Origin of the sequence: Mycobacterium sp. 1465703.0 (assembly GCF_001672975.1) — a bacterium.
GTDB lineage: Bacteria > Actinomycetota > Actinomycetes > Mycobacteriales > Mycobacteriaceae > Mycobacterium.
On sequence record NZ_LZKU01000183.1, the window covers coordinates 1 to 19904 of the forward strand.

At 65.2% G+C, this 19904-nt stretch carries 23 protein-coding genes and 1 pseudogene; 10 read left to right on the forward strand and 14 right to left on the reverse strand.

The genetic code is table 11. The features are described 5' to 3' along the window. A pseudogene (locus tag A5625_RS16450) lies at positions 1-583 on the reverse strand (DNA-3-methyladenine glycosylase 2 family protein); the annotation flags it as partial. A gap of 63 nt (positions 584-646) precedes the next feature. Here A5625_RS16450 and A5625_RS16455 point away from each other — a divergent pair. Further along, positions 647-1045 (forward strand): nuclear transport factor 2 family protein, encoded by a 399-nt coding sequence (locus A5625_RS16455; RefSeq protein WP_066995925.1) that lies wholly within the window; start codon positions 647-649, stop codon positions 1043-1045. On the opposite strand, the gene A5625_RS16460 is transcribed toward A5625_RS16455, so the two are convergent. From A5625_RS16460 to A5625_RS16475, 4 genes are all read right to left on the reverse strand, one after another. Then, positions 1039-1419: a DUF427 domain-containing protein gene (locus tag A5625_RS16460; RefSeq protein WP_066995927.1), complete on the reverse strand. Its 381-nt coding sequence runs from the start codon at positions 1417-1419 to the stop codon at positions 1039-1041. The genes A5625_RS16455 and A5625_RS16460 overlap by 7 nt on opposite strands. Positions 1420-1466: 47 nt before the next feature. Continuing rightward, positions 1467-2261 carry a class I SAM-dependent methyltransferase gene (locus A5625_RS16465; protein WP_066995929.1) on the reverse strand — a complete coding sequence of 265 codons (795 nt, stop codon included), beginning with the start codon at positions 2259-2261 and terminating at the stop codon, positions 1467-1469. A gap of 111 nt (positions 2262-2372) precedes the next feature. Beyond that, complete coding sequence (locus tag A5625_RS16470; RefSeq protein ID WP_066995934.1) at positions 2373-3392, reverse strand: NAD-dependent epimerase/dehydratase family protein; 1020 nt, start codon at positions 3390-3392, stop codon at positions 2373-2375. Then, on the reverse strand, positions 3389-3895 hold the full coding sequence (locus A5625_RS16475) for a nuclear transport factor 2 family protein (protein WP_066995937.1): 507 nt from the start codon (positions 3893-3895) through the stop codon (positions 3389-3391). The genes A5625_RS16470 and A5625_RS16475 overlap by 4 nt, the downstream gene beginning before the upstream one ends. A gap of 75 nt (positions 3896-3970) precedes the next feature. On the opposite strand from A5625_RS16475, the gene msrA reads away from it, so the two are divergent. Then, on the forward strand, positions 3971-4483 hold the full coding sequence (gene msrA / locus A5625_RS16480; RefSeq protein WP_066995942.1) for a peptide-methionine (S)-S-oxide reductase MsrA: 513 nt from the start codon (positions 3971-3973) through the stop codon (positions 4481-4483). A gap of 1 nt (position 4484) precedes the next feature. On the opposite strand, the gene A5625_RS16485 is transcribed toward msrA, so the two are convergent. Then, positions 4485-5801: a cytochrome P450 gene (locus A5625_RS16485; protein ID WP_066996085.1), complete on the reverse strand. Its 1317-nt coding sequence runs from the start codon at positions 5799-5801 to the stop codon at positions 4485-4487. Positions 5802-5979: 178 nt separating this feature from the next. Between A5625_RS16485 and A5625_RS16490 the strand changes: the two genes are divergently transcribed. Both A5625_RS16490 and A5625_RS16495 read left to right on the forward strand, forming a co-directional pair. Continuing rightward, positions 5980-6561: a TetR/AcrR family transcriptional regulator gene (locus A5625_RS16490; RefSeq protein WP_369830020.1), complete on the forward strand. Its 582-nt coding sequence runs from the start codon at positions 5980-5982 to the stop codon at positions 6559-6561. A gap of 102 nt (positions 6562-6663) precedes the next feature. Further along, entirely contained in the window at positions 6664-6876 is a 213-nt protein-coding gene (locus tag A5625_RS16495) for a molybdopterin-binding protein (protein ID WP_066996088.1), read from the forward strand. Between the two features lie 24 nt (positions 6877-6900). Here the strand turns inward: A5625_RS16495 and A5625_RS16500 are convergent, their stop codons facing one another. Next, positions 6901-7788, reverse strand: a complete 888-nt coding sequence (locus tag A5625_RS16500; protein WP_066995947.1) for an alpha/beta fold hydrolase — start codon at positions 7786-7788, stop codon at positions 6901-6903. A 29-nt stretch (positions 7789-7817) separates the two neighbouring features. After that, positions 7818-9047 carry a sulfotransferase gene (locus A5625_RS16505; protein ID WP_066995950.1) on the reverse strand — a complete coding sequence of 410 codons (1230 nt, stop codon included), beginning with the start codon at positions 9045-9047 and terminating at the stop codon, positions 7818-7820. A gap of 28 nt (positions 9048-9075) precedes the next feature. Here A5625_RS16505 and A5625_RS16510 point away from each other — a divergent pair, with 28 nt between their 5' ends. Both A5625_RS16510 and A5625_RS16515 read left to right on the forward strand, forming a co-directional pair. After that, complete coding sequence (locus tag A5625_RS16510) at positions 9076-9651, forward strand: TetR/AcrR family transcriptional regulator (RefSeq protein WP_066995953.1); 576 nt, start codon at positions 9076-9078, stop codon at positions 9649-9651. Next, on the forward strand, positions 9648-10751 hold the full coding sequence (locus A5625_RS16515; RefSeq protein WP_066995956.1) for a DUF1214 domain-containing protein: 1104 nt from the start codon (positions 9648-9650) through the stop codon (positions 10749-10751). Before A5625_RS16510 ends, A5625_RS16515 begins: the two co-directional genes overlap by 4 nt. 1 nt (position 10752) lies before the next feature. Here A5625_RS16515 and A5625_RS16520 read toward each other — a convergent pair whose 3' ends face one another. From A5625_RS16520 to A5625_RS16535, 4 genes are all read right to left on the reverse strand, one after another. After that, the gene (locus A5625_RS16520; RefSeq protein ID WP_066995958.1) at positions 10753-11805 is read right to left on the reverse strand and encodes an LLM class flavin-dependent oxidoreductase; all 1053 of its coding nucleotides are present in this window, start codon (positions 11803-11805) and stop codon (positions 10753-10755) included. Then, positions 11805-12329: an SRPBCC family protein gene (locus tag A5625_RS16525; RefSeq protein ID WP_197516133.1), complete on the reverse strand. Its 525-nt coding sequence runs from the start codon at positions 12327-12329 to the stop codon at positions 11805-11807. Before A5625_RS16525 ends, A5625_RS16520 begins: the two co-directional genes overlap by 1 nt. 44 nt (positions 12330-12373) lie before the next feature. Then, a complete protein-coding gene (locus A5625_RS16530; protein WP_066995965.1) occupies positions 12374-13489 on the reverse strand; it encodes an acyl-CoA desaturase in 1116 nt (371 codons plus the stop codon). 90 nt (positions 13490-13579) lie between these two features. Next, positions 13580-14683, reverse strand: a complete 1104-nt coding sequence (locus A5625_RS16535; protein WP_066995968.1) for a ferredoxin reductase — start codon at positions 14681-14683, stop codon at positions 13580-13582. Positions 14684-14753: 70 nt separating this feature from the next. Here A5625_RS16535 and A5625_RS16540 point away from each other — a divergent pair, with 70 nt between their 5' ends. After that, positions 14754-15428 carry a TetR family transcriptional regulator gene (locus A5625_RS16540; RefSeq protein ID WP_066995971.1) on the forward strand — a complete coding sequence of 225 codons (675 nt, stop codon included), beginning with the start codon at positions 14754-14756 and terminating at the stop codon, positions 15426-15428. Positions 15429-15462: 34 nt separating this feature from the next. On the opposite strand, the gene A5625_RS16545 is transcribed toward A5625_RS16540, so the two are convergent. Together A5625_RS16545 and A5625_RS16550 are read right to left on the reverse strand one after the other, a co-directional pair. Beyond that, on the reverse strand, positions 15463-15816 hold the full coding sequence (locus tag A5625_RS16545) for a hypothetical protein (RefSeq protein ID WP_066995974.1): 354 nt from the start codon (positions 15814-15816) through the stop codon (positions 15463-15465). 62 nt (positions 15817-15878) lie between these two features. After that, complete coding sequence (locus tag A5625_RS16550) at positions 15879-16484, reverse strand: GNAT family N-acetyltransferase (RefSeq protein ID WP_066996091.1); 606 nt, start codon at positions 16482-16484, stop codon at positions 15879-15881. A gap of 51 nt (positions 16485-16535) precedes the next feature. Between A5625_RS16550 and A5625_RS16555 the strand changes: the two genes are divergently transcribed. From A5625_RS16555 to A5625_RS16565, 3 genes are all read left to right on the forward strand, one after another. Beyond that, positions 16536-17633, forward strand: coding sequence for a F420-dependent hydroxymycolic acid dehydrogenase (locus A5625_RS16555; protein WP_066995977.1), 1098 nt, complete (start codon positions 16536-16538; stop codon positions 17631-17633). Between the two features lie 196 nt (positions 17634-17829). After that, positions 17830-18528 carry a GAF and ANTAR domain-containing protein gene (locus tag A5625_RS16560; RefSeq protein WP_066996095.1) on the forward strand — a complete coding sequence of 233 codons (699 nt, stop codon included), beginning with the start codon at positions 17830-17832 and terminating at the stop codon, positions 18526-18528. A gap of 80 nt (positions 18529-18608) precedes the next feature. Beyond that, complete coding sequence (locus tag A5625_RS16565; RefSeq protein ID WP_066995980.1) at positions 18609-19904, forward strand: acyl-CoA dehydrogenase family protein; 1296 nt, start codon at positions 18609-18611, stop codon at positions 19902-19904.

Here is a 19904-nt window from a genome sequence, read left to right on the forward strand (position 1 = left end):
TCATGCAGGCCGCGAAGGTCTGGCGCAACATCCCGTCGTGGGAGTTCCATCGCGCCAACGTCGACCCGAGACGGGCACAGGCGGTGGTGACCTGCGCGGCCGGCATGACCCGCATCCCATCCGGTGCCGGTCCCGGTGCCGGTGTCCCGTACTTCGTCACCAGCAGGCGCCACGAACGAAACGAGTCGGCGCCGGGCACCCGCTGCTCGATGATCGCCGGAATCAGCGCCTCCAGCACCAGCCCGGTGCGCCCCAGACGCAAGTGTGGAACCCGTTGATGCGCAGCGGCAACCGTGGGATGGCACGGCACGAAGTCGGAGTCGTCGTCCTCGAACCCCAGCATGGCGGGCAGCATGTCGACGAACTCGGGCGCGCCGCTGCCCCAGGCCTCACAGTGTGCGGCGTTGGGGGCCGCTCGGCTGATCCGGGCCGTGACGGGTCCGGTGGCGAGCAGGCTGGTGCGCCAGATCGAGCCATCGCCCGGGGCCCGGAAGCACGGGTCCCCGAGGCCGCGGCGAAGCGGCGCCAACGTGTGCCCGAAGCTGGCGGCTCCGGGAAACACGACCGTGCGTGTGCTCTGCACCTGATGATTCTCCGACTGCTCTGATTGACCGTGAACTACGTCCCACGTCAATATTGCGTTGTGATGACGCCGTTCGATGACCCGCAGGGCGAACTGGCCTGGATGTTCCTGCAGAGCACCAGCGACGGCGGCGATCTGGACGAGGGTTTCGCGCTGCTCAGTGACGACTTCACCTACTGGTCCCTCTACACGCGTACGCCCTGCGACAAACACATGTTTCGGCGGGGGGTCGAGCGGCGTAAGGAAGAACTCGAGCTGACCATCGATTTGGTGCGCTGCGTCAACGAGGGCGAGACCGTGGTTGTGGAGGCGCAAGCTACCGGCACCACCACCGATGGCGCCGAGTTCGACAGCCCGTTCGTGTGTATCTTCGACACTCGCGACGGGCTGATCGTCTCGATGCGGCTGTACAGCGACACCCGTGCGGTGGCAACCGCACTTCCCGGGTGGATCCCTTACTGAGCCGCGATGCTGATGTCGGCCTTGTCGGGGTAGAACGCGACATGTCCGGCAATCGCCGCGACCGCCGGATACGGCTGCTCGTAGGTCCAGATCACATCGTCGACGGTGTCACCGGCCGAAGTGGTCACGCTGTAGTAGCTTGCGCTGCCCTTGAAGGGGCAGTACGTGCTGGTGTCCGTCGGCGTGAGCCGGTCCTGTACCACGTCGGTGATTGGAATGTATTGCACCGCAGGCAAAGTGGCTTCGCGTAATTCCAGCGCCGCAGTGGTGTCCGCGATCAGTTCTCCGTTGACGCGTACCTGCACCCGTCCCTTGGTCGGCTCGATGGTGATCGGGTGCCCAGCGCTGGGTTCTTTGATTTCCGGGTGGGCCATGATGGTTCCTCCTTAGACGCCTACCGTCGTGCAACGCGCGTCCGCGGTCAAGGCTTCCCGTTTGGCCGACCGAATGCGTAGCGGTGGTATTGCGCCATGTTGGCAACCGAGCGAACCTGGGACATGACCTTGCCCAAGGCTCGGGATGAGCGGGGCAACTGCGCGAAGGTGTACGACTCAAACCATCGTTCCCAGGCCAGCAGCCGCACTCCCGGCACGGCTTGGATGATGTCGTCGGGCCCGTTGATTGCCCAGCGCAGCGTGGATCCGGACCGTCGCACCACCGTGTTCAGCCATTGCGACTTGATCCCGAGCCAATTGAACGCGTCGAACTGCAGCTCACCCGAAGCGAACCGGCCAACCACTCTGCGCAGTAGCGCGATGCCGTCCTGCTCGGTGAGATACATGGTCAACCCCTCCCCGATCATCAGCGTGGGGCGGTCGGCTGGGATGTCCGCCAGCCATCCCGCGTCGGTGACGGAAGCGGCGACGACGCGGTAGTGGTCGCGGCTCGGGTAAAGCTGGGTTCGCAGCGCCGCAACCTCGGGGTAGTCGACGTCGTACCACTCCACGTTCGGGCCGGGCTGCAAGCGGAAGAATCGGCTGTCCAGTCCGCACCCTAGGTGCAGCACGACCGAATGCGGGTGCGCGGCAAGGAATTTGCGCGTCCATTCGTCGAAGTGCGCCGACCGGGTGGTCACCGACGGCGCCCGCCGCGGTGTGATGGTCGTTTTCTTCCAGTCGTAGTCGATGCGCTCGACAATCTTCTTCGCATACCGGTCGCCCAGGATCGGTTTCGGGAAATCGGCGTCCAGCGCCTTGGCGTACAACGTCGCCAGCATGGTCTGCGGCGCCCCGCTCAGATCGACGGAAACTCGCGCGGTAGTCACACCGCGAGGCTAGTCCCACACCAAGTGTCCGCGCCGCGTCCTGAACAGCGGTCGGCGTGGTGTTCAGCCCGGAGTTGTGCTCCTGCCTTTGGCATCTCGCATCGCGGCCCAGAACCGGGCCGCCTCGCGGATCGACTCCTCGACCGGGCGCGGTTGCCAGCCCAGTTCGCGGACGGCCTTGCTGTGGTCGAGGGGAGCTTCGGCACGCATCATGCGCACCGACGCGAGGCTGAGTTCGGCGTCCTTGCCGGTGAGGCGGGCTCGCAGACTACCCAGCGCACCTAGGGCATACAGCGTCGGGACGGAGATCGAGCGCCGCGGCGCGGGCACCCCGGCCTCGTCGGCAGCGATCCGGACCACCTCTTTCAACGCGATCATCCGCTCGGAGATCACATACCGCTCGCCGATGCGGCCGTGTTCGGCGGCCAGGATCATGGCCCGGGCGGCGTCGTCGACGCCGACGACTTCCAGCGCGATGCCCTCCATCGTGAAGGGCAGCTTGCCGAAGACCGCGCCGGCGATGAACGCGCCATGCGGGGTACGGCCCCAGTCGCCGGGTCCATATGTCGTCGATACGCACATCGCCAAGGCGGGCAGCCCGGCCTCGGTGACGTACCGCATCACCAGGTTCTCCGCCTGGACCCGAGATCGGACGTAGTCCGACAACCCGCGGCTGCCGATGACGTCGTCTTCGGTCGCGACGTGTCCCTGGCGCCGGCCGACTGTCGCGTAGGTGCTGGTGAAGACGAACCGCCGCAGGCCGGGTTGGATGATGGCCAGATCGAGAACGTTGCGCAGTCCTTCGACATTGGTCCGAAACAGCGGCGAGGTATCGCGCAGCCACGCGCGGGTGTCGACGACGCAGTAGTAGACGTCGTCGACACCGTCCATCGCCTGCCGCAGGACGGCGGTATCGAACACGTCGCCGTGAAACCGGGTCAGCGCCAGGTCATCGATGGCGCGGGTATTGGCGTTCGGCCGCACCATCGCCCGGACCTCGGCGCCGTCGGCGACCAGTTGGCGGGTCACATGCGAACCCAGAAAACCGTTGGCGCCGATGACGAGTTTCGGTTTGGCGCTCACTGAGCGCCTCCGTACTGCTCCATGAACCGCGCGGCCTCCTCGTCGAGCGTGCCGAGCTGCTGCGCCTTGCGGCACCACTTCAACGTGGCCTGCACGAAGCGCAGCGGGTTGTAGATGTCTTCCTGCCGGCACCACAGGCCGTCGCCGGCGTAAGTGATGATCGAGATGTTCGTGGCGCTGATGACGCTGCCGTCGCCGGGATCTTTCATCGGGTTGTCGAGTTCCATGATGATCCGCCCGGTGGGCTCATCGACCACCGACCACAGCGACGGGAACGCGACCATGTGGCTGCCCGGAAAGCTGCCCATGGTCCGGCCGATCCACTCGCGGACTTCGTCGCGGCCGCGCATGGTGCCCGCCGCGTGTTCGATGTACACGACGTCTGGTGTGTAGTGCTGGACCCAGGCGTCCCAGTCCTGCGATTGCGCGGCCGCATCGACGGTCGCTTCGAATTTTTCGAAGGCGGCGGCCAGTTCGCTCCGGGAAAACTTCGGCGTACTCATACTTTGGCGGCACCGTTGCAGCTCATCGGCGGAGTGTAGCCTGGCGTCATTGTTGCCGGTTATGGAGGACGAACGATGACCAATCAGAAAGCGATTCTGGCCGGCGGCTGCTTTTGGGGAATGCAAGAACTGATCCGCAAGCAGCCGGGCGTCGTTTCCACGCGAGTGGGTTACACCGGCGGTGACGTTCCCAATGCGACTTACCGCAACCACGGAACGCACGCCGAAGCCATCGAGATCGTCTACGACCCAACGGTCACCGATTACCGCACAATGCTGGAGTTCTTCTTCCAAATCCACGATCCGACAACCAAAAACCGGCAGGGAAACGACCGCGGGCCCAGCTACCGGTCGGCCATCTTCTATCTCGACGACGAGCAGAAGCGGATCGCGCTGGACACCATCGCCGACGTCGAGGCGTCCGGACTGTGGCCCGGCAAGGTGGTGACCGAGGTCAGCCCGGCCGGCGACTTCTGGGAAGCCGAGCCCGAACACCAGGACTACCTGCAGCACTATCCCAGCGGGTACACCTGCCACTACATCCGCCCGGGGTGGAAGCTGCCGCGCCGGGCCTCGGCCGCGCAGTAAGTCAGCGCCGGCGCATCACGATCCGGCCGCCGTTCTTCGGGGTGAACGCCACCCCGCGGCAATGCCACGGCTCGTCTGGGGCATCCGTCGGCTCGATTTCCAAGCGGCGCAACACCGTTCGCAGCACCACTTCCATTTCCATGTTCGCGAACGCCGCCCCAACACACCGGCGTGTTCCCCCGCCGAACGGGATCCAGGACAGCGCCGACGGTTTCGTGTCGATGAAGCGTTGCGGGTCGAACCGCTTGGGATCGGGGAACACATCGGGGTTGTCGTGTATCTGCGCGATGCCGACGATGATCGAGTGGCCGCGCGGGATCACCCATTCGCCGAGCTGGAAGGTCTCTGGGTAAACGTGGCGACCGGCGAAATCGATGACAGTCCTTGCCCGTTGGACCTCCAGGATCGTCGCCTGACGCAGCTCGTTTCCGCCGTTGTCGGCCTCCTCGACAAGCCTTGCCAATAGTTCAGGGTGCCGGCTGATTCGCTCGAATGCCCACGCCAGCGTGGACGCGGTGGTTTCGTGGCCGGCGGCCAGCAGGGTGAGGAGCTCGTCGCCAATATCCTTGTGTGACATGGCTGAACCGTCGTCGTAGGTACTGCGCAGCAGCAGGGCCAGCACGTCGGTCCGCTGGGCGAAGTCCGGGTCGGCCCGCTCGGCGGCGATCAGCTTCTCGATGACGTTGTCGTATTGGTGCCGCCACTTGTCCAGCCGGCCCCATGGGCCGAACCGGGGGTAGCGATTCGGCTTCGGCAGCGCAGCAAGGCGTGAGCCCAGGGTGACCCACGGCGGGATGAGCCGGCGCAGCTCGTCCAGCTCGGCGCCTTCGGCGCCGAAAACCGCGCGCAGGATCGCGTTGAGCGTGATTCGCATCATCGGCGGCAACGTCGCGAATGACCTGCCCTCCGGCCAGCCGGCCATCTCGCGCAGTGTCTCTTCTTCGATGATGCGCTCGTAGTTCTTCATGCTCTTGCCGTGAAATGGCGGCGCCAGGAGCCGTCGCCGACGGCGATGGTCGTCGCCCTCGAGTCCGAATACCGATCCGGAGCCGAACAGTCTGCTCAAATTGGGCTGGATGTTGCCCAGTTCGTCTGGGCTGGTGGTGAAGATCTGCTTGGCCAACTGTGGGTCGCTGACCATGATGACGCGCCCCCACATCGGCAGGCACAGCGTGAAGACGCTGCCGTAACGCCGTGACAGTCGTCGCATCATCGTTCGTCGCGACATGGCAAAGCCCATGCCCTGCAACAGCTTCGGGCTCCGGGCCGCAGGAGGCAAGTGGACGGTGGCCGGCGCGGCGGCGACTTGTTGGCTCATGACGATGGCTTCTCTCAACATCTGCCCCGGCACCGGGGCGGTACGGCGATGTACCGCAGCTTATTCCCGGTACGGTACTCTGAAGTACCAAACCTGACAAGGTGCCGCACTCACCGAAAGGGGCGTCCGGGTGACACCAGCGGTGACAGCGACGTCCGCCGACGCGGTTGCGCCCGACGTGGCCGCCGAGCCGGATCCGTTTCGGCAACGGCTGCTCGACGGCCTGGCCACCTCGATCAGCGAGCGCGGTTACCGCGCCAGCACGGTCGCCGACGTGGTCCGCTGTGCACGCACGTCCAAGCGCACCTTCTACGACCACTTCGCCGGCAAGGAAGAGTGCTTTCTCGAGCTGCTTGCCGTCGACATCGAGAAACTGGGCGCGACAATCGCGGCGTCCGTCGATCCCGAAGCCGATTGGCACGTGCAGATCCGGCAGGCGGTCGACGCCTATGTGGGATACATCGAGGCCCGACCGGCCATCACGTTGAGCTGGATCCGTGAATTGCCCTCGCTGGGTGCGGCCGGCCGGCCGGTCCAGCGCCGCGGCCTGCAGTTGTTGACCAGCCTGCTGATCGACCTCAGCGCCACTCCTGGGTTCCGGCGGGCAACGCTGCCCCCGTTGACCGCGCCATTGGCCGTGATCTTGTTGGGCGGTCTGCGGGAGCTGACCGCACTTGCGGTCGAAGATGGAAAACCGGTCCGAGAAATCGTAGAACCGGCCGTGGATGCGTCGGTGGCCCTGCTCGGCCCGCGACATTAAGCTCGCCCGTTTCCGTAACTCAAGGTGTTGCAAGCCATTCCGCACCGCCATAGCGCTAGGCTCTCCGCAGACCCCAACGGTTCTGATATGGAGGATTCTGCGATGCGGCTCTCGGCCCGAAACCAACTCAGGGGAACGATCACCGAGCTCGAACTCGGAACCGTAATGGCGGTCGTCAAGGTGACGCTTGACGGCGGCGATCAGGTTGTCACGTCGTCGGTCACCAAGGAAGCCGCGACCGACCTCGGGCTCGAGGTCGGACAGTCGGCGACCGTGTTCATCAAATCGACAGAGGTCACCATCGGCGTCGACTAGGGTCACCGAAAACCTTTAGAGCGCTTACTTTTCGGCGAGCAAGGCCCGAACCCGATCCAGGACCAGGTCGGGCCGCTGATCGATGATCCAATGGCCGACGTCGTCGACCAGTTCGACCTCGAAATCGCTTATCCGCTCGCCATATCCATCGGTCAGGTCCGGTGTGATCACCGGATCCTTGGTACCGGTCAGCCAGCGGACTGGAACGTCGACGCGGGCATCGCGGTATTCGCCGCGCATCCATTGCCGCATCTCTTTGGTCTGGAAGCTGCGATACCACCGCGAACCGGCCTCCGCGTGGCCGGGCTGGCGCATGCACTCGATGTACATCCGGATGTCCTCATCGGGCAGGGTGAAGCCGCCACCAACCCACGAGCCGAGCAGGCGGACGAACCGGGAGTTGGGATTGCTGATCACCCGCGGACCGATGATTGGCAGCGAAATCGGGATCTGGTACCAGAAACGCCAGATATTCCGGAGCGTGGAAAGGCTCGAGTTCACCCAGGGCGCAACGGTATTCACCCCGAAGAACCCGGTCACCTTCTCAGGGTGGCGCAGCATCATGATGAATGCGACCGGTCCGCCCCAGTCGTGGGCCACCAGCTTGACCGTGGCGATACCCAAGCGGTCCAGCACGCCGGCCAGGTCTTCGGCCATCTCGGCCTTGGTGTAGCTCGAGCGCGGCGCCGAACTCCAGCCCGCGCCGCGCAGGTCCGGGCACAACACCCGGTAGCCGTCGGCGGCCAGCGGCCCGATCAGTTCACGCCATTCCCACCAGTTCTGCGGGAAGCCGTGCACCAGCATCACCGCCGGCCCGTTCGCCGGCCCGGCGTCCGCGACGTGGATCGTGACGTCGGTTCCCAGCTCGATGTACCGGTGTTCGACGCCGTCCAGCGAAGGCATAGTGACCATGTGTTGAAAACGTAGCGGCTCGGCAAGGGTTAGGCCAGAAACCGCTCGACATACGGCGCGAAGCGCTCCCGCAGGTTGTCTTCGTCCAGCCCGAACATCTCGCATGACGTTTCGACATTGCCCAGTCGGCCACGCTGGTGCCCGGTCAGGTAGCCGGTGATGGTCGTGCGCGCCTCGTCGGTGAACGGTTCGTCGGCCAGGGCGTAGACCCGCTCGGCGGCGCCGAGTTCGTCGGCCATGAAGTCGTTGAACCGGATATCGATCGAGCGGTCCGGGCCGATGGTGTCGCGGTCGCGGACGAGTGCGGTGAGCATCTGGTCGAGGCGGTCGATCCAGGAAGTGGCGATCTGCTCCACCGGCACCGGTGCGCGGTGCATGCGGGCCGAATAGGTGATCATCGCGATCATCGACAGCGCCACCGGCACCGGATCACGATGCGTGAACACCACAATGCTGTCTGGGAACACCCGGTCCAGGACCGGCACCTGCTCGAGATGCTGCGGCGACTTGAGCAGCCAGCGCCGCCCGCCGCGCAGGTACTGCATCGCCCGCAGTTGAGTGGCGAGGTACTGATAATGCGGCGTCTGGTCGTGGGCCCGGTAATAGTCACGCCAGCGCGGCACCTCGCCGAGGGTTTCGAACAGCATCGTGGACATGTCGTTGGCCAGCAGTTGGATCTCTTCGTGAACGTGATCGGTGGTCATCTCGTGCATCAGCGGGAAATACGGCATCACCATATTGACCACCCCGACCGCGACGTCCATTCGTGCCCGGCGCGGATCCGGCTCGGCGCCAGCCTCATTCGGTAACGGAAACGGCTCGTTGCTCTCCCAGTAGGGCATGGTGCGGAAGGTGGGTGCGGCCGCCAGCAGGTTGTGTAAGTGTGTGGTTCCGGTGCGAGGCAACCCGGCGATCACCACTGGCGAGCGCAGTTCGATGTCGGCAATTTCGGGATGCCTGCCCAATAGGTCGGTCAGCAACAGCCGGTTCTTGAGCAGCTGGAGCAGTTGTCCATAGAAGTTGACCACTCCGGCGTCGTGCAATCCGTCGATCTCGCGCAGCGCGGCGAGGTAGACCTCGAGTCGCTCACGGTAGTCGTTCGGCCCGAAGTCATGCAGACCCGTGTCAGCGCTGGCTTGCGCGTGCAACGCATCGGAATCCAACGGGCACTGCGGGGCCATCGCGGCCATCATGTCCAGAATCTGCTGACCTTCGACGCTGAATTGGGGCGAGGCGAGGTCGTCAAGGCGAACGGTCACGGCGACTTATGTTACTCTGAGTTTCGTAATGGTAGTGGATTTTGGCAGACCCCGTGATCCCCGAATCGACGCTGCGGTGCTTCGCGCGACGGTCGAATTGCTGGCCGAAACCGGCTATCCGGGCTTGTTGGTCTCAGCCATTGCCGAGCGCGCAGGTACCAGCAAGCCCGCCATCTATCGCCGCTGGCCCAGCAAGGCTCACCTGGTGCACGAGGCGGTGTTCCCGATCGGCGCCGGAACCGCTATCCCCGATACCGCAGCAACGCCCCACGGTCTGCGTGAGATGGTCCGCCGCACAATGGTTTTCCTCACCACACCGGCCGCCCGGGCAGCACTGCCGGGGCTGATCGGCGAGATGGCCGCGGATCCGACCCTGCATTCGGCCCTGCTAGAGCGGTTCTCCGGCGTCATCGGCGGGGGCCTCGCCGACTGGCTCGCGGCGGCCGCGGCGCGCGGGGAGGTGCGGTCGGACGTGACCGCCGCCGAACTGGCCGAGACCATCGCCGGTGTCACCCTGGTAGCTCTGCTCACCCGCGTCACCGAACTCGATGACGCGTGGGTCGATCGCACCACCACATTGCTCCTGAAAGGAATCAGCGCATGACGCACGACTCGACGGAAGCGTGGCAGGAACTGCTGAAAACTCTTGGCGAACTGGGCCATTCGTTCCTCGAGGGTGACCGTGCGGTCACCGACGACCGCCACGTCGCCGACGGTTACCGCATGCTCGCCGCCACACTGGGCGTAGCCCTGGACAGCTATCTGTTTCCCGAGCCGGGGCGACCGCAGTTCGTCGCGGTGAATACACCCTTCCGCCGCGACCGCCGCTGGGGCGGAGACAACACCGACGCCTACTACTTCATGTGCCCGGTCGATCCCGCCCGCCGATACCGAATCAGCGGGAACAAGGGTGACAGCGTGTACTTTTCGGTGACGGCCTATAACGAACCGGCACCGGGCGCCTGGTCCGATCGGGTCGTCGCGATCGTTCGCGACACCGATCTGGATATCGACGCCGACGGCAACTTCACCTTCGAGTTCCCCGCCACGCCCGACGCGGCCGTGCTGATGACCCGTGACTACCAAGCCGATCCGCTGACCGGGCGCCCGGTGACGTGGCGTATCGAGGCACTCGATGCAGCGGACCCCATCCGGCACGGCGACGCCGAAACCGCTGCGAGTTTGCGCGCCGCCGCCACCTGGTTGCGCACCATGTTCGCCATTGTGCCGCTGGCCGTGGGAAATCGGGTCGACCATCAGCATGCGCTCGGGCACGAAACCGCCCACGCCGCTAACGCTTTCGCCGATCCCTATCAGGTACCGGACGCCAACTTCGGCTGGTCGGCGCGCGACGCCTGCTATTCCTACGGCAGTTTCGTGCTCGACGACGACGAAGCGCTGGTCATCACGCACCGGCCCCCGTCGTGCAGGTTCTGGAACCTGGTGGTGTGGAACCAGTTCATGGCGACCTTCGGCGCGCAGGATGCCCGGTGCTCGATCAACGGCCACAGCGCCGTCCTGAACAGCGATGGCTCGGTGACGGTGGTCTTGTCCGCCCGCAACACGGCACACCCGAATTCGCTTACCACGCTGGGCTATCCGCGCGGCAACCTGGCATTCCGGTGGTTTTTGGCCGATGGCGTGCCCCAGCGACCCGAGGTGAAACTCGTCAAGGCGGCCGATGCGCCCACCGAGGTGAGCTGAGTCAGGAAATCCGCTGGACCAGCTCGATCGCCCGGCCCAATGTCTCCAGCTTGGCATCCAGCGTGTCGCCCGCGGGATACAGCCGCACGGTGTTGACCCCGGTATCGCGCCATACCACCAGGCGTGCCGAAACCATCTCCTCGGTCCCGATCAGGGTGGTGGCCAACACCATCTCGTCGGTCACCAGGGCGGCCGCCCCGTCCCGGTCGCCGCGTTGCCAGCGCTCGCGCACCTCGGCGGCGACATCGGCCCAACCTTGCCGGCTATAGGCCTGGTTGTAGAAATTGGTGCTCGACGACCCCATGCCGCCAAGACTGAACGCCAGCTCTTTCTTGCGGCCCGCGACCATACGCCGTAGTTCGTCTTCGTCTGCGGCAAAGGCGACTTCGGCACCCTGACAGATGTCGATGTCGGAGCGAGTCCGGTTCGCGGCGGCCAGTCCTTCATCGAGATGGGAGAAGTAGGCGTCGCCGGCACCTTCTGGTACGAAGCTGGTACCCAGCCAGCCGTCGGCGACCCGCCCGGTCAACCGCAGCATAGCCGGCGACAGGGCGGCCAGGTATATCGGGACAGCGTGCTCAGCCCGCGTCGACAAACGCATCGGCACCGCCTCGCCGCCGGGCCGCGGGATCGCGAATTCCCTTCCGGCATAGGAGATCTTCCCACCCGCAAAGGCCTGCCGCACGATGTCGATCGTCTCGGAGATCCGCGCCACCGGGCGGCTGAACGAGACGCCGTGCAGGCCCTCGATCACCTGCGGCCCCGAGGCGCCCAGACCAAGCAGAAAGCGGCCGTTCGACAAGTTGGACAGGGTGATCGCGGTCTGGGCGACCATGACCGGCGACCGGGTACCGACTTGAAAAACTCCGGAACCCAGCAACATCCGCTCGGTCCGCGCCGCCAGGTAGCCCAGCGCCGATGGCGCATCGGCGCCCCACGCCTCGGCCACCCAACAGACATCGAGACCCAGCTTCTCCGCCTCCACGACCAGCGCGACGACCTCAGCGACTTCGCTCGCGGCGCCGGACAACTCGACCGTCGTTGCGGTCCGCATCAATGCACCCCGTGTTCGGCCAGCCGTTTGATCGCCGCCAGGGTCTTTTCGATCGCGGCCTCGAACTCGCGCAGCCGCACGAAGACGATTTTCTGTTCCTTGTCGGGCATCGACTCGATGGCCACCGACAGGCCCGAGCGTCCGGGGCCCATCTGCATCCAGTAGTTCAGGGCGGTGCCACCGTCGCGGGGCACCAGCCTGAATCGCCACATCGCCGCGGGATTGTCGGGTTCGCCGACGGCCCAGCAGAATTCGTGTGGCTGATCGCAGGCGACGATCTGCGATGTGGTGCTCCATTGCCCGAACGCATCGTGCTCATTGTGCCCCACGAACCGAGCGCCGACCCGGGGTCCGTCCGATCCCTCGGCCCATTCCACGGCCTTCAGTTCGGTGCTGAATGCCGGCATCAGGGCGATGTCGGAGACCAGGCTCCAGACCCGCGCCGGGTCGGCGTCAATCCAGGTCGAGGATTCCACGGTCGGGGTATCCGCATAGCGCGCGCCGGTCCACTCCACGGACCTCATTGTCCCCCTGTCCCGGCGCGAGGCAATGCCGGGACAGGGCGGATTTACGCGGCGACCGGCTCGGGATCGATGGACGCCTGCGTGCCGGCTGTGCGCACCCACGAGTCCGGGAAGGTGAGCCGCACAATCTTGCGGACGACGGTGCCGAACTGGCGCAACAGCGGGCCGCGGTTGTACGGGATGCCGTAGCGTTCGCAGATCTCCTGTACCTCGGAGGCGATCTCGGAATAGCGGCGCGCCGGCATGTCGGGGAACAGGTGGTGCTCGATCTGGTGCGACAGGTTGCCGGACAGCAGATGAAAGAGCTTGCCGCCGGTCAGGTTTGCCGAGCCGAGGACCTGACGGAAGTACCACATCCCGCGCGACTCGTCCTTGGTCTCCTCGACGGTGAATTCCTGTGTGCCGTCCGGGAAGTGGCCGCAGAAGATGATCATGTACGACCACACGTTGCGCATCAGGTTCGCCGTGAGGTTACCGGTGAGGACGAACGGAGCGAAGGGCCCGGCCAGCAGCGGGAAGGCGACGTAGTCCTTGAGCGTCTGGCGGCGGGTCTTTTTCCAGATGGCCCGCAGGACGTCACGCTTGTCCTCGAGACGGATCTCGCCGGCGCGGATGCGCTCGGTCTCCAGCTCGTGTAGCGCGACACCGTACTGGAACAACACCATCAGCATGAACGCGTAGATCGGGTTGCCGAGGAAGTACGGTTGCCACCGCTGGTCCTCGCTCATCCGCAGAATTCCGTAGCCGATGTCACGGTCCATTCCCACGATGTTGGTGTGAGTGTGGTGCATGTAGTTGTGCGAGTGCCGCCATTGATCGGCCGGGCACGCCGTGTCCCACTCGAAGGTGCGACCGGAGATGGCGGGGTCGCGCATCCAGTCGTACTGGCCGTGCATGATGTTGTGGCCGATCTCCATGTTGTCCAAGATCTTTGACAGGCCCAGCATCGCGGTGCCTGCCAGCCATGCCGGTGGCACGAACCCGGCGAACAACAGCGTCCGGCCACCGACCTCGAGCGCGCGCTGTGCTTTGATGACGCGGCGGATGTAGTCGGCGTCCTGTTCGCCGAGTTCTGCCATCACGCGTTCCTTGATGGCGTCGAGTTCACGGCCCAATGCGTCGGCCTGTTCGGGGGTGAGGGTGATTTTGTCGTTCGACATTGCTTGTCCTCCAAGTGTTTTACTGTGTCGAACCACTGCGCCCGGCTTCGCCGCGCTGGCCGATCGCCACGGCGCTGTGATCTCTTGTCGTTACAGGGACAGGTCCACGTCACCCACCGGAACGGACACGCAGATCTGCACGTCTTCCTCGGGAGCGGTCGAGACCGCACCGGTGACCAGGTTGCGCACGGTGCCGGCGGTTTTACGCCGTGTGCAGGTGTGACAGATGCCCATTCGGCATCCGTTTTCGGGTGACAGGCCCGCCGATTCGGCCTGTTCCAATAGCGACCGCCCGTCGTCGACAGTGTCAATGCCGCTGTCGGAGAAGGTGACTCGTCCTCCCGACGGATTCGTTGGCGTGTCGAAGACCGGCGGCACGAAGCTTTCGGAGTACACGTTGTCGCAATGCGATCGGACGGCCTCGATCAGAGCCGTTGGTCCGCAGACGAATACCGCATCGGGTGATGGCATCGCGGCGGCCAGGTGCGCCGGGCCGAAACGCCCGGTGAGGTCGCCGTCATCCGATCGGGTGTAGCAGTGCAGTACCCGTACCGATGGCAATTCGGCCAGCTCGTCGCGGTAGCAGGCCTCGTCAGGAGTGCGCGCGTAGTGGATGAATGCGATCTCGCCGGGATAATCCCGGGCGACCAAGGTGCGCACCATCGACATCACCGGAGTGATTCCACTTCCCCCGGAGACGAAGAGCATGCGCCGCGGGCTCCGCGGTTCGCGGGCCGGCAACGTGAAGTCGCCGCCGGTGCCCGCCAGACCGACCACCATGCCGCGGTGGGCGTGTTCGTACAGATAGTTCGAGACCAGGCCGCCCTCGTGCCGGCCGATGGTCAATTCGAGGGTGGCCGCCCCTTCGGCATTGGCCGGCGAATAGCAGCGGGTGTGCCGTCGGCCGTCGATCTCTACGGTGAGGTTGACGTATTGGCCGGCCTCGAGGTTCTGAGCGGCCAAAAAGGTGTCGTTGGGGGTCAGAGTCAGGGTGACACTGCGGGGTGTGCTCCGGCGCACATCGGTCACTTTGGCGCGGGCTTCGCCCAGCGTCCACGTCGGCGCCACCAGCTCGGTGTAACGATCGACACCATGCGGCCCGGTCAGCAGGTCTAAGAGCTCTGAACCCAACACGCGCTGCCGAAAGGTCCGGGCGAGGACTCGGCCAGAAACGTGAGCGGTTTGAGTGAACATATGTACACCGTGCGACGGCAATGCCCATGCAGTCAAGGGTTTACCGCCTGGCTGTGGTAGGGTTCACACAGTGAACAGCCGTACTCCTAGCTCACGGGGACGGGGCTCTGGTCGCGAGCGGGCACGCGAAAGTCAGTCGCGTGAGGAGCGCAAGGAGGCGACGCGTCGGGCCATCATCGCCGCGGCGCTCAAGCTTTTGCAGGACCGCAGCTTTTCCAGCCTGAGTCTGCGCGAGGTGACGCGTGAGGTCGGGATCGTTCCAGCGGCGTTCTACCGGCACTTTGAATCGATGGAGGCCCTCGGCCTGGTCTTGATCGACGAGTCGTTCAGGAGTCTGCGCGACACCCTGCGTGATGCGCGCGCCGGCAAGCTCGACCCGAACCGGGTGATCGAATCTTCCGTCGAGATCCTGGTGGCCAGCGTCGCGGACCGGCGCGAACACTGGCGGCTCATCGGCCGGGAGCGCAACAGCGGCCTGTCGGTGCTGCGCTACGCCATTCGCACCGAGATCCGGCTGATCACCTCCGAACTGGCCACTGACCTGGCCCGATTCCCCGGGCTGAACAAGTGGACCACCGAGGATCTCAACGTGCTGGCGACTCTGTTCGTCAACGCGATGATCGTCATCGCGGAGGCCATCGAGGACTCCCAGAGCATCGAGGCGACCGAAGACATCCGCAGGCTCGCCGTCAAGCAGTTGAGGATGATCGCGACCGGCATCGCCGGCTGGCAAAGCACGCCCTGACGACGTCGACTGCAGTAAACAGCCGAGCACTGACTCACTCGTCGACGACGTCGTACAACGAGTCGCCGTCTTCCGGGGTGCCATCGATCTGGCCCCGGTGGGCGCGGCGCGGTCCGTCGTCGGCAGGCTCGATCGAATTGGCCACGTCGGGTTCCTCGGCCGCCAGCCGGTCATCGAGGGATTCGCCCTCGCGTTCTTCCCTGGCCGTGACGCCAAACCGGTTGGCCTCGCTCCAGCCCTCCGGGGGGTCGACGACGATGTCGCCGTCGTCGTTGCGCAATTCGTCCGAGTCGGTACCTTCGCTTGCGCTCAGGGTGTCACCCGGACCACCCTCTTCGGGGAAGTCCGCGGGATCGACCAGGTCGTCGGCTTGGGGGTTGTCGCTCATGCGGAAACGGTTCCCGCCGAGTCGGGGGGTTAAACGCGGCCGAGAGCCGTTCCGTCAAGCCGCTACCGCGGCGTCCGCCACATGGCCCACAGGCTCGGACCGCCGTCCGGCAGCACGATCTCACGGGTCACCGTGAAGCCGAAACGCTCGTAATAAGGCACATTTTCGGGCTTGCTCGACTCGAGGTAGGCCGGACAGTATTCGGCGTCACAGCGCTCCAGTCGCGACCTCATCAACGCCTGACCGAATCCTTTGCCGCGGACCGCCGGATCACTGCCGATCACGGCCAGATACCAGTGCGGTTCCTCGGGGTGCACGCTCTTCATCAAGTCCTGTACCGCCCGTCCACGCATCGAGCGCATGCCGAATACCCGGATGAATGTCGGTGTCATCGCCAGCTGCGCGGCGTGCGTCTCCTGCCACCGGTCGGGCGGATCCCACAGAGCCGCCGCATCGACACCCCCACCCGTGTGGGCCACCTCCACGCCACCACGGGCCAGATGGTGGTGGCGCGTCATCGTCGCGAACAGCCGCGACAGGTGGGCGATCCGCTTGTGCTGATCGGGAAGCAGCCAGATCATCACCGGATCGTCGAAGAACGCCCGGGCCAGCGTGTGCGACAGCTCGCGGACATCGGCTTTGATCGCCGGGCGGACCTGCGGCATCATCTGCATCACGCTAGTGCGTGTGAGGCACGGTGTGCCGGGTATGCCGCCCTGGTGACCGGCATCTCGCGGCGAGCTTTCGGGCGAATGGCAGCCGGTACGGGCCTGATCGGGTCTGTTGAGCTGGCAAATGGATGCGCGAAACCGGCCGGTGACCATGGCAAATCCAGCGGTCCACCGCCGCCGGCGAGCAAGGGCGTGGGCCTGGTCCTGTCGCACGAGCAGTTCCGCACCGATCGGCTGGTGGCACAGGCTCAGGCGGCCGAGCGGGCCGGCTTTCAATACGTGTGGGCCAGCGACCACATTCAACCGTGGCAGGACGATGAAGGCCATGCGATGTTCCCCTGGCTGACGCTCGCACTTGTCGGCAGCGCAACCAGCCACGTGTCCTTCGGCACCGGGGTGACCTGTCCGACCTACCGCTATCACCCCGCCACGGTGGCCCATGCATTCGCCTCCCTGGCGATCCTCAACCCGGGCCGGGTGTTTCTCGGAGTAGGCACCGGTGAGCGGCTCAATGAACAGGCCACCACCAACAGTTACGGCAACTACGCCGAGCGCCACGATCGGCTGGTCGAAGCGATCGACCTGATCCGTCAACTGTGGAGTGGTTCGCGAACCTCGTTCTCCGGCCACTATTTTCAGACGAATTCGCTGAAGCTCTACGATGTTCCTGCCACACCGCCACCGATCTTCGTGGCCGCAGCCGGCCCGAAAAGCGTCAAATTGGCCGCACAGCATGGCGACGGTTGGATCACCCAGGCTAGCGACGTCACAAATCCAAAACTGTTGGCGGCCTTCGCTGCCGGCGCGCAAGCCGCTGGCCGTGACGCGGGCACCCTGGGCAAGCGCGCCGAATTGTTCGCGGTCGTGGGCGATAACGCCGAGGCGACCCGGGCGGCCACGCTGTGGCGTTTCACCGCCGGGGCCGTCGATCAGCCCAATCCGGTCGAGATCCAGCGCGCCGCCGAATCCAATCCCATCGACAAGGTGCTGGCCGGCTGGACCGTCGGCACCGACCCCGGCCCGCACATCAACGCCGTGCAGCGGGTTCTCGACGCCGGCGCCGTCCCGTTCCTGCACTTCCCGCAAGACGATCCGGTCGCTGCCGTCGAGTTCTACCGCGCCAACGTCTTACCGAAGCTGCGCTGAGCGGACCTCGGTCACCTATCGTTTCGGCGCGATTAGCCCTGCCTCCTGGGGGTCGAGATCGGGCTGTCGACGCCGGATACCCGGGGCCTTTTACGCCAAACTGCGCATGCGGCAACTTTGTCGACGCTCGACGGCTGGCGCCGCAACGAGGTAGCGGGGGTGACGCATGGGGGCACATCGTGGAGAATCCGGTTTCATGGAGTCCTTAGACGACGCCTCACGGCATCAGCTAGCAACCCGCATGGCGGAGCTTGCCCGAGAGATAGCGGCACCGCGTTCGCTCAATCGGGTTCTCGCCGATGTGACCGCCGCAGCGGTGGAGGTGATACCGGCGGCGGACATCGCGGGAGTGCTGCTGGTGAAAGGGGGCGGAGATTTCGAATCGGTCGCGGACACCGACAGCCTGGTCGCGAAGCTGGACAAGCTGCAGAACGACTTCAGTGAGGGCCCATGCCACGACGCCGCGCTGAAACAAACGATCGTGCGCACCGACGACCTCCGCGACGAACCTCGCTGGCCTAAGTACGCGCCGGCCGCCGTGGAATACGGGGTGCTCAGCAGCCTCTCGTTCAAGCTGTACACGGCGGAGCGCACGGCTGGCGCCCTCAACTTGTTCAGCTTTCGGGCCGGCGTGTGGGACGCCGAAGCCGAGACCATCGGGTCGGTGTTCGCCGCGCATGCCGCCTCCGCGATCATGGCCGGAAGCCACGGACGGCAGATGCAATCGGCCCTGTCCACGCGCGACCGCATCGGGCAGGCCAAAGGCATCATCATGGAGCGCTACGGCGTCGACGATGTACGGGCCTTCGACTTGCTGCGCCGGCTGTCTCAGGAGAGCCAGACCAAGCTCATCGATGTCGCCCAGCGCGTCATCGACACCCGCGGCGACGACTGATCCCCGCTGGCCCGCTCTAGGATGGGGTGGCTTCATCAACGAGTCCGGCGCGGCGTTGCGCTGGGGATTGGTCGGCCACCATGTGGGACTTCGAAACTGACCCCGAATACCAGGCGAAGCTGGACTGGGTCGAAAAGTTCATGACCGAAGAGCTGGAACCGCTCGACCTGGTCGCACTCGACCCGTACGACAAGAAGAACGCCGAAATGATGGCCATCCTGCGGCCCTTGCAGCAGCAGGTGAAGGAACAAGGACTGTGGGCCGCGCACCTGCGCCCGGAATTGGGCGGCCAGGGCTTCGGTCAGGTCAAGCTGGCGTTGCTCAACGAAATCCTCGGACGCTCCCGCTGGGCGCCCTCGGTCTTCGGCTGTCAGGCACCGGACTCCGGCAATGCGGAGATTTTGGCACTGTTCGGCACCGACGAGCAGAAGGCCCGCTACCTGCAGCCACTGCTGGACGGCGAAATCACCTCCTGCTATTCGATGACCGAACCCCAAGGTGGTTCCGACCCAGGGCAATTCGTTACCGCCGCCACCCGGGACGGCGACTACTGGGTGATCAACGGGGAGAAGTGGTTCTCCACCAACGCCAAACATGCGTCGTTTTTCATCGTCATGGCGGTGACCAATGCAGAGGCCCGCACCTACGACAAGATGTCGCTGTTCATCGTCCCGGCCGAGACGCCGGGCATCGAGATCGTGCGCAACGTCGGCGTGGGCGCGGAATCCTCGAAGCGCGCCAGCCACGGCTACGTACGGTACAAGGACGTCCGCGTGCCCGCCGACCATGTGCTGGGCGGCGAAGGACAGGCGTTCATGATCGCGCAGACCCGGCTCGGCGGAGGCCGGATCCACCACGCTATGCGTACAATTGCGTTGGCCCGCAGTGCGTTTGACATGATGTGTGAACGCGCGGTGTCGCGCAAGACTCGGCACGGACGGTTGTCGGATTTTCAGATGACTCAGGAGAAGATCGCCGACAGCTGGATCCAGATCGAGCAGTTCCGGCTGCTGGTGCTGCGCACCGCATGGTTGATCGACAAGCACCACGACTACCAGAAGGTGCGTCGTGACATCGCGGCGGTGAAAGTCGCCATGCCGCAGGTGTTGCATGACGTCGCGCAGCGAGCCCTGCACCTGCACGGCGCGCTCGGCGTCTCCGATGAGATGCCGTTCGTCAAGATGCTGGTGGCCGCCGAGTCGCTGGGTATCGCCGACGGCGCCACCGAGTTGCACAAGATGACGGTTGCCCGCCGTACCCTGCGCGAATACGAGCCTGTGACAACGCCTTTCCCGTCAGCCCATATACCGACCCGGCGTGCCGAAGCCCAGGCACGGCTGGCCGAACGGCTGGAACACGCGGTCGCCGAGTTTTAG

What these genes read in the sequence shown, in the direction of transcription:
- A5625_RS16455 (WP_066995925.1), top strand. Translation starts at nt 647, where the DNA reads ATGACGCCGTTCGATGACCCGCAGGGCGAACTGGCCTGGATGTTCCTG.
- A5625_RS16460 (WP_066995927.1), bottom strand. Translation starts at nt 1,419, where the DNA reads ATGGCCCACCCGGAAATCAAAGAACCCAGCGCTGGGCACCCGATCACC.
- A5625_RS16465 (WP_066995929.1), bottom strand. Translation starts at nt 2,261, where the DNA reads ATGCTGGCGACGTTGTACGCCAAGGCGCTGGACGCCGATTTCCCGAAA.
- A5625_RS16475 (WP_066995937.1), bottom strand. Translation starts at nt 3,895, where the DNA reads ATGAGTACGCCGAAGTTTTCCCGGAGCGAACTGGCCGCCGCCTTCGAA.
- msrA (WP_066995942.1), top strand. Translation starts at nt 3,971, where the DNA reads ATGACCAATCAGAAAGCGATTCTGGCCGGCGGCTGCTTTTGGGGAATG.
- A5625_RS16485 (WP_066996085.1), bottom strand. Translation starts at nt 5,801, where the DNA reads ATGAGCCAACAAGTCGCCGCCGCGCCGGCCACCGTCCACTTGCCTCCT.
- A5625_RS16495 (WP_066996088.1), top strand. Translation starts at nt 6,664, where the DNA reads ATGCGGCTCTCGGCCCGAAACCAACTCAGGGGAACGATCACCGAGCTC.
- A5625_RS16500 (WP_066995947.1), bottom strand. Translation starts at nt 7,788, where the DNA reads ATGGTCACTATGCCTTCGCTGGACGGCGTCGAACACCGGTACATCGAG.
- A5625_RS16510 (WP_066995953.1), top strand. Translation starts at nt 9,076, where the DNA reads ATGGTAGTGGATTTTGGCAGACCCCGTGATCCCCGAATCGACGCTGCG.
- A5625_RS16515 (WP_066995956.1), top strand. Translation starts at nt 9,648, where the DNA reads ATGACGCACGACTCGACGGAAGCGTGGCAGGAACTGCTGAAAACTCTT.
- A5625_RS16520 (WP_066995958.1), bottom strand. Translation starts at nt 11,805, where the DNA reads ATGCGGACCGCAACGACGGTCGAGTTGTCCGGCGCCGCGAGCGAAGTC.
- A5625_RS16525 (WP_197516133.1), bottom strand. Translation starts at nt 12,329, where the DNA reads ATGAGGTCCGTGGAGTGGACCGGCGCGCGCTATGCGGATACCCCGACC.
- A5625_RS16530 (WP_066995965.1), bottom strand. Translation starts at nt 13,489, where the DNA reads ATGTCGAACGACAAAATCACCCTCACCCCCGAACAGGCCGACGCATTG.
- A5625_RS16535 (WP_066995968.1), bottom strand. Translation starts at nt 14,683, where the DNA reads ATGTTCACTCAAACCGCTCACGTTTCTGGCCGAGTCCTCGCCCGGACC.
- A5625_RS16545 (WP_066995974.1), bottom strand. Translation starts at nt 15,816, where the DNA reads ATGAGCGACAACCCCCAAGCCGACGACCTGGTCGATCCCGCGGACTTC.
- A5625_RS16550 (WP_066996091.1), bottom strand. Translation starts at nt 16,484, where the DNA reads ATGATGCCGCAGGTCCGCCCGGCGATCAAAGCCGATGTCCGCGAGCTG.
- A5625_RS16560 (WP_066996095.1), top strand. Translation starts at nt 17,830, where the DNA reads ATGGAGTCCTTAGACGACGCCTCACGGCATCAGCTAGCAACCCGCATG.
- A5625_RS16565 (WP_066995980.1), top strand. Translation starts at nt 18,609, where the DNA reads ATGTGGGACTTCGAAACTGACCCCGAATACCAGGCGAAGCTGGACTGG.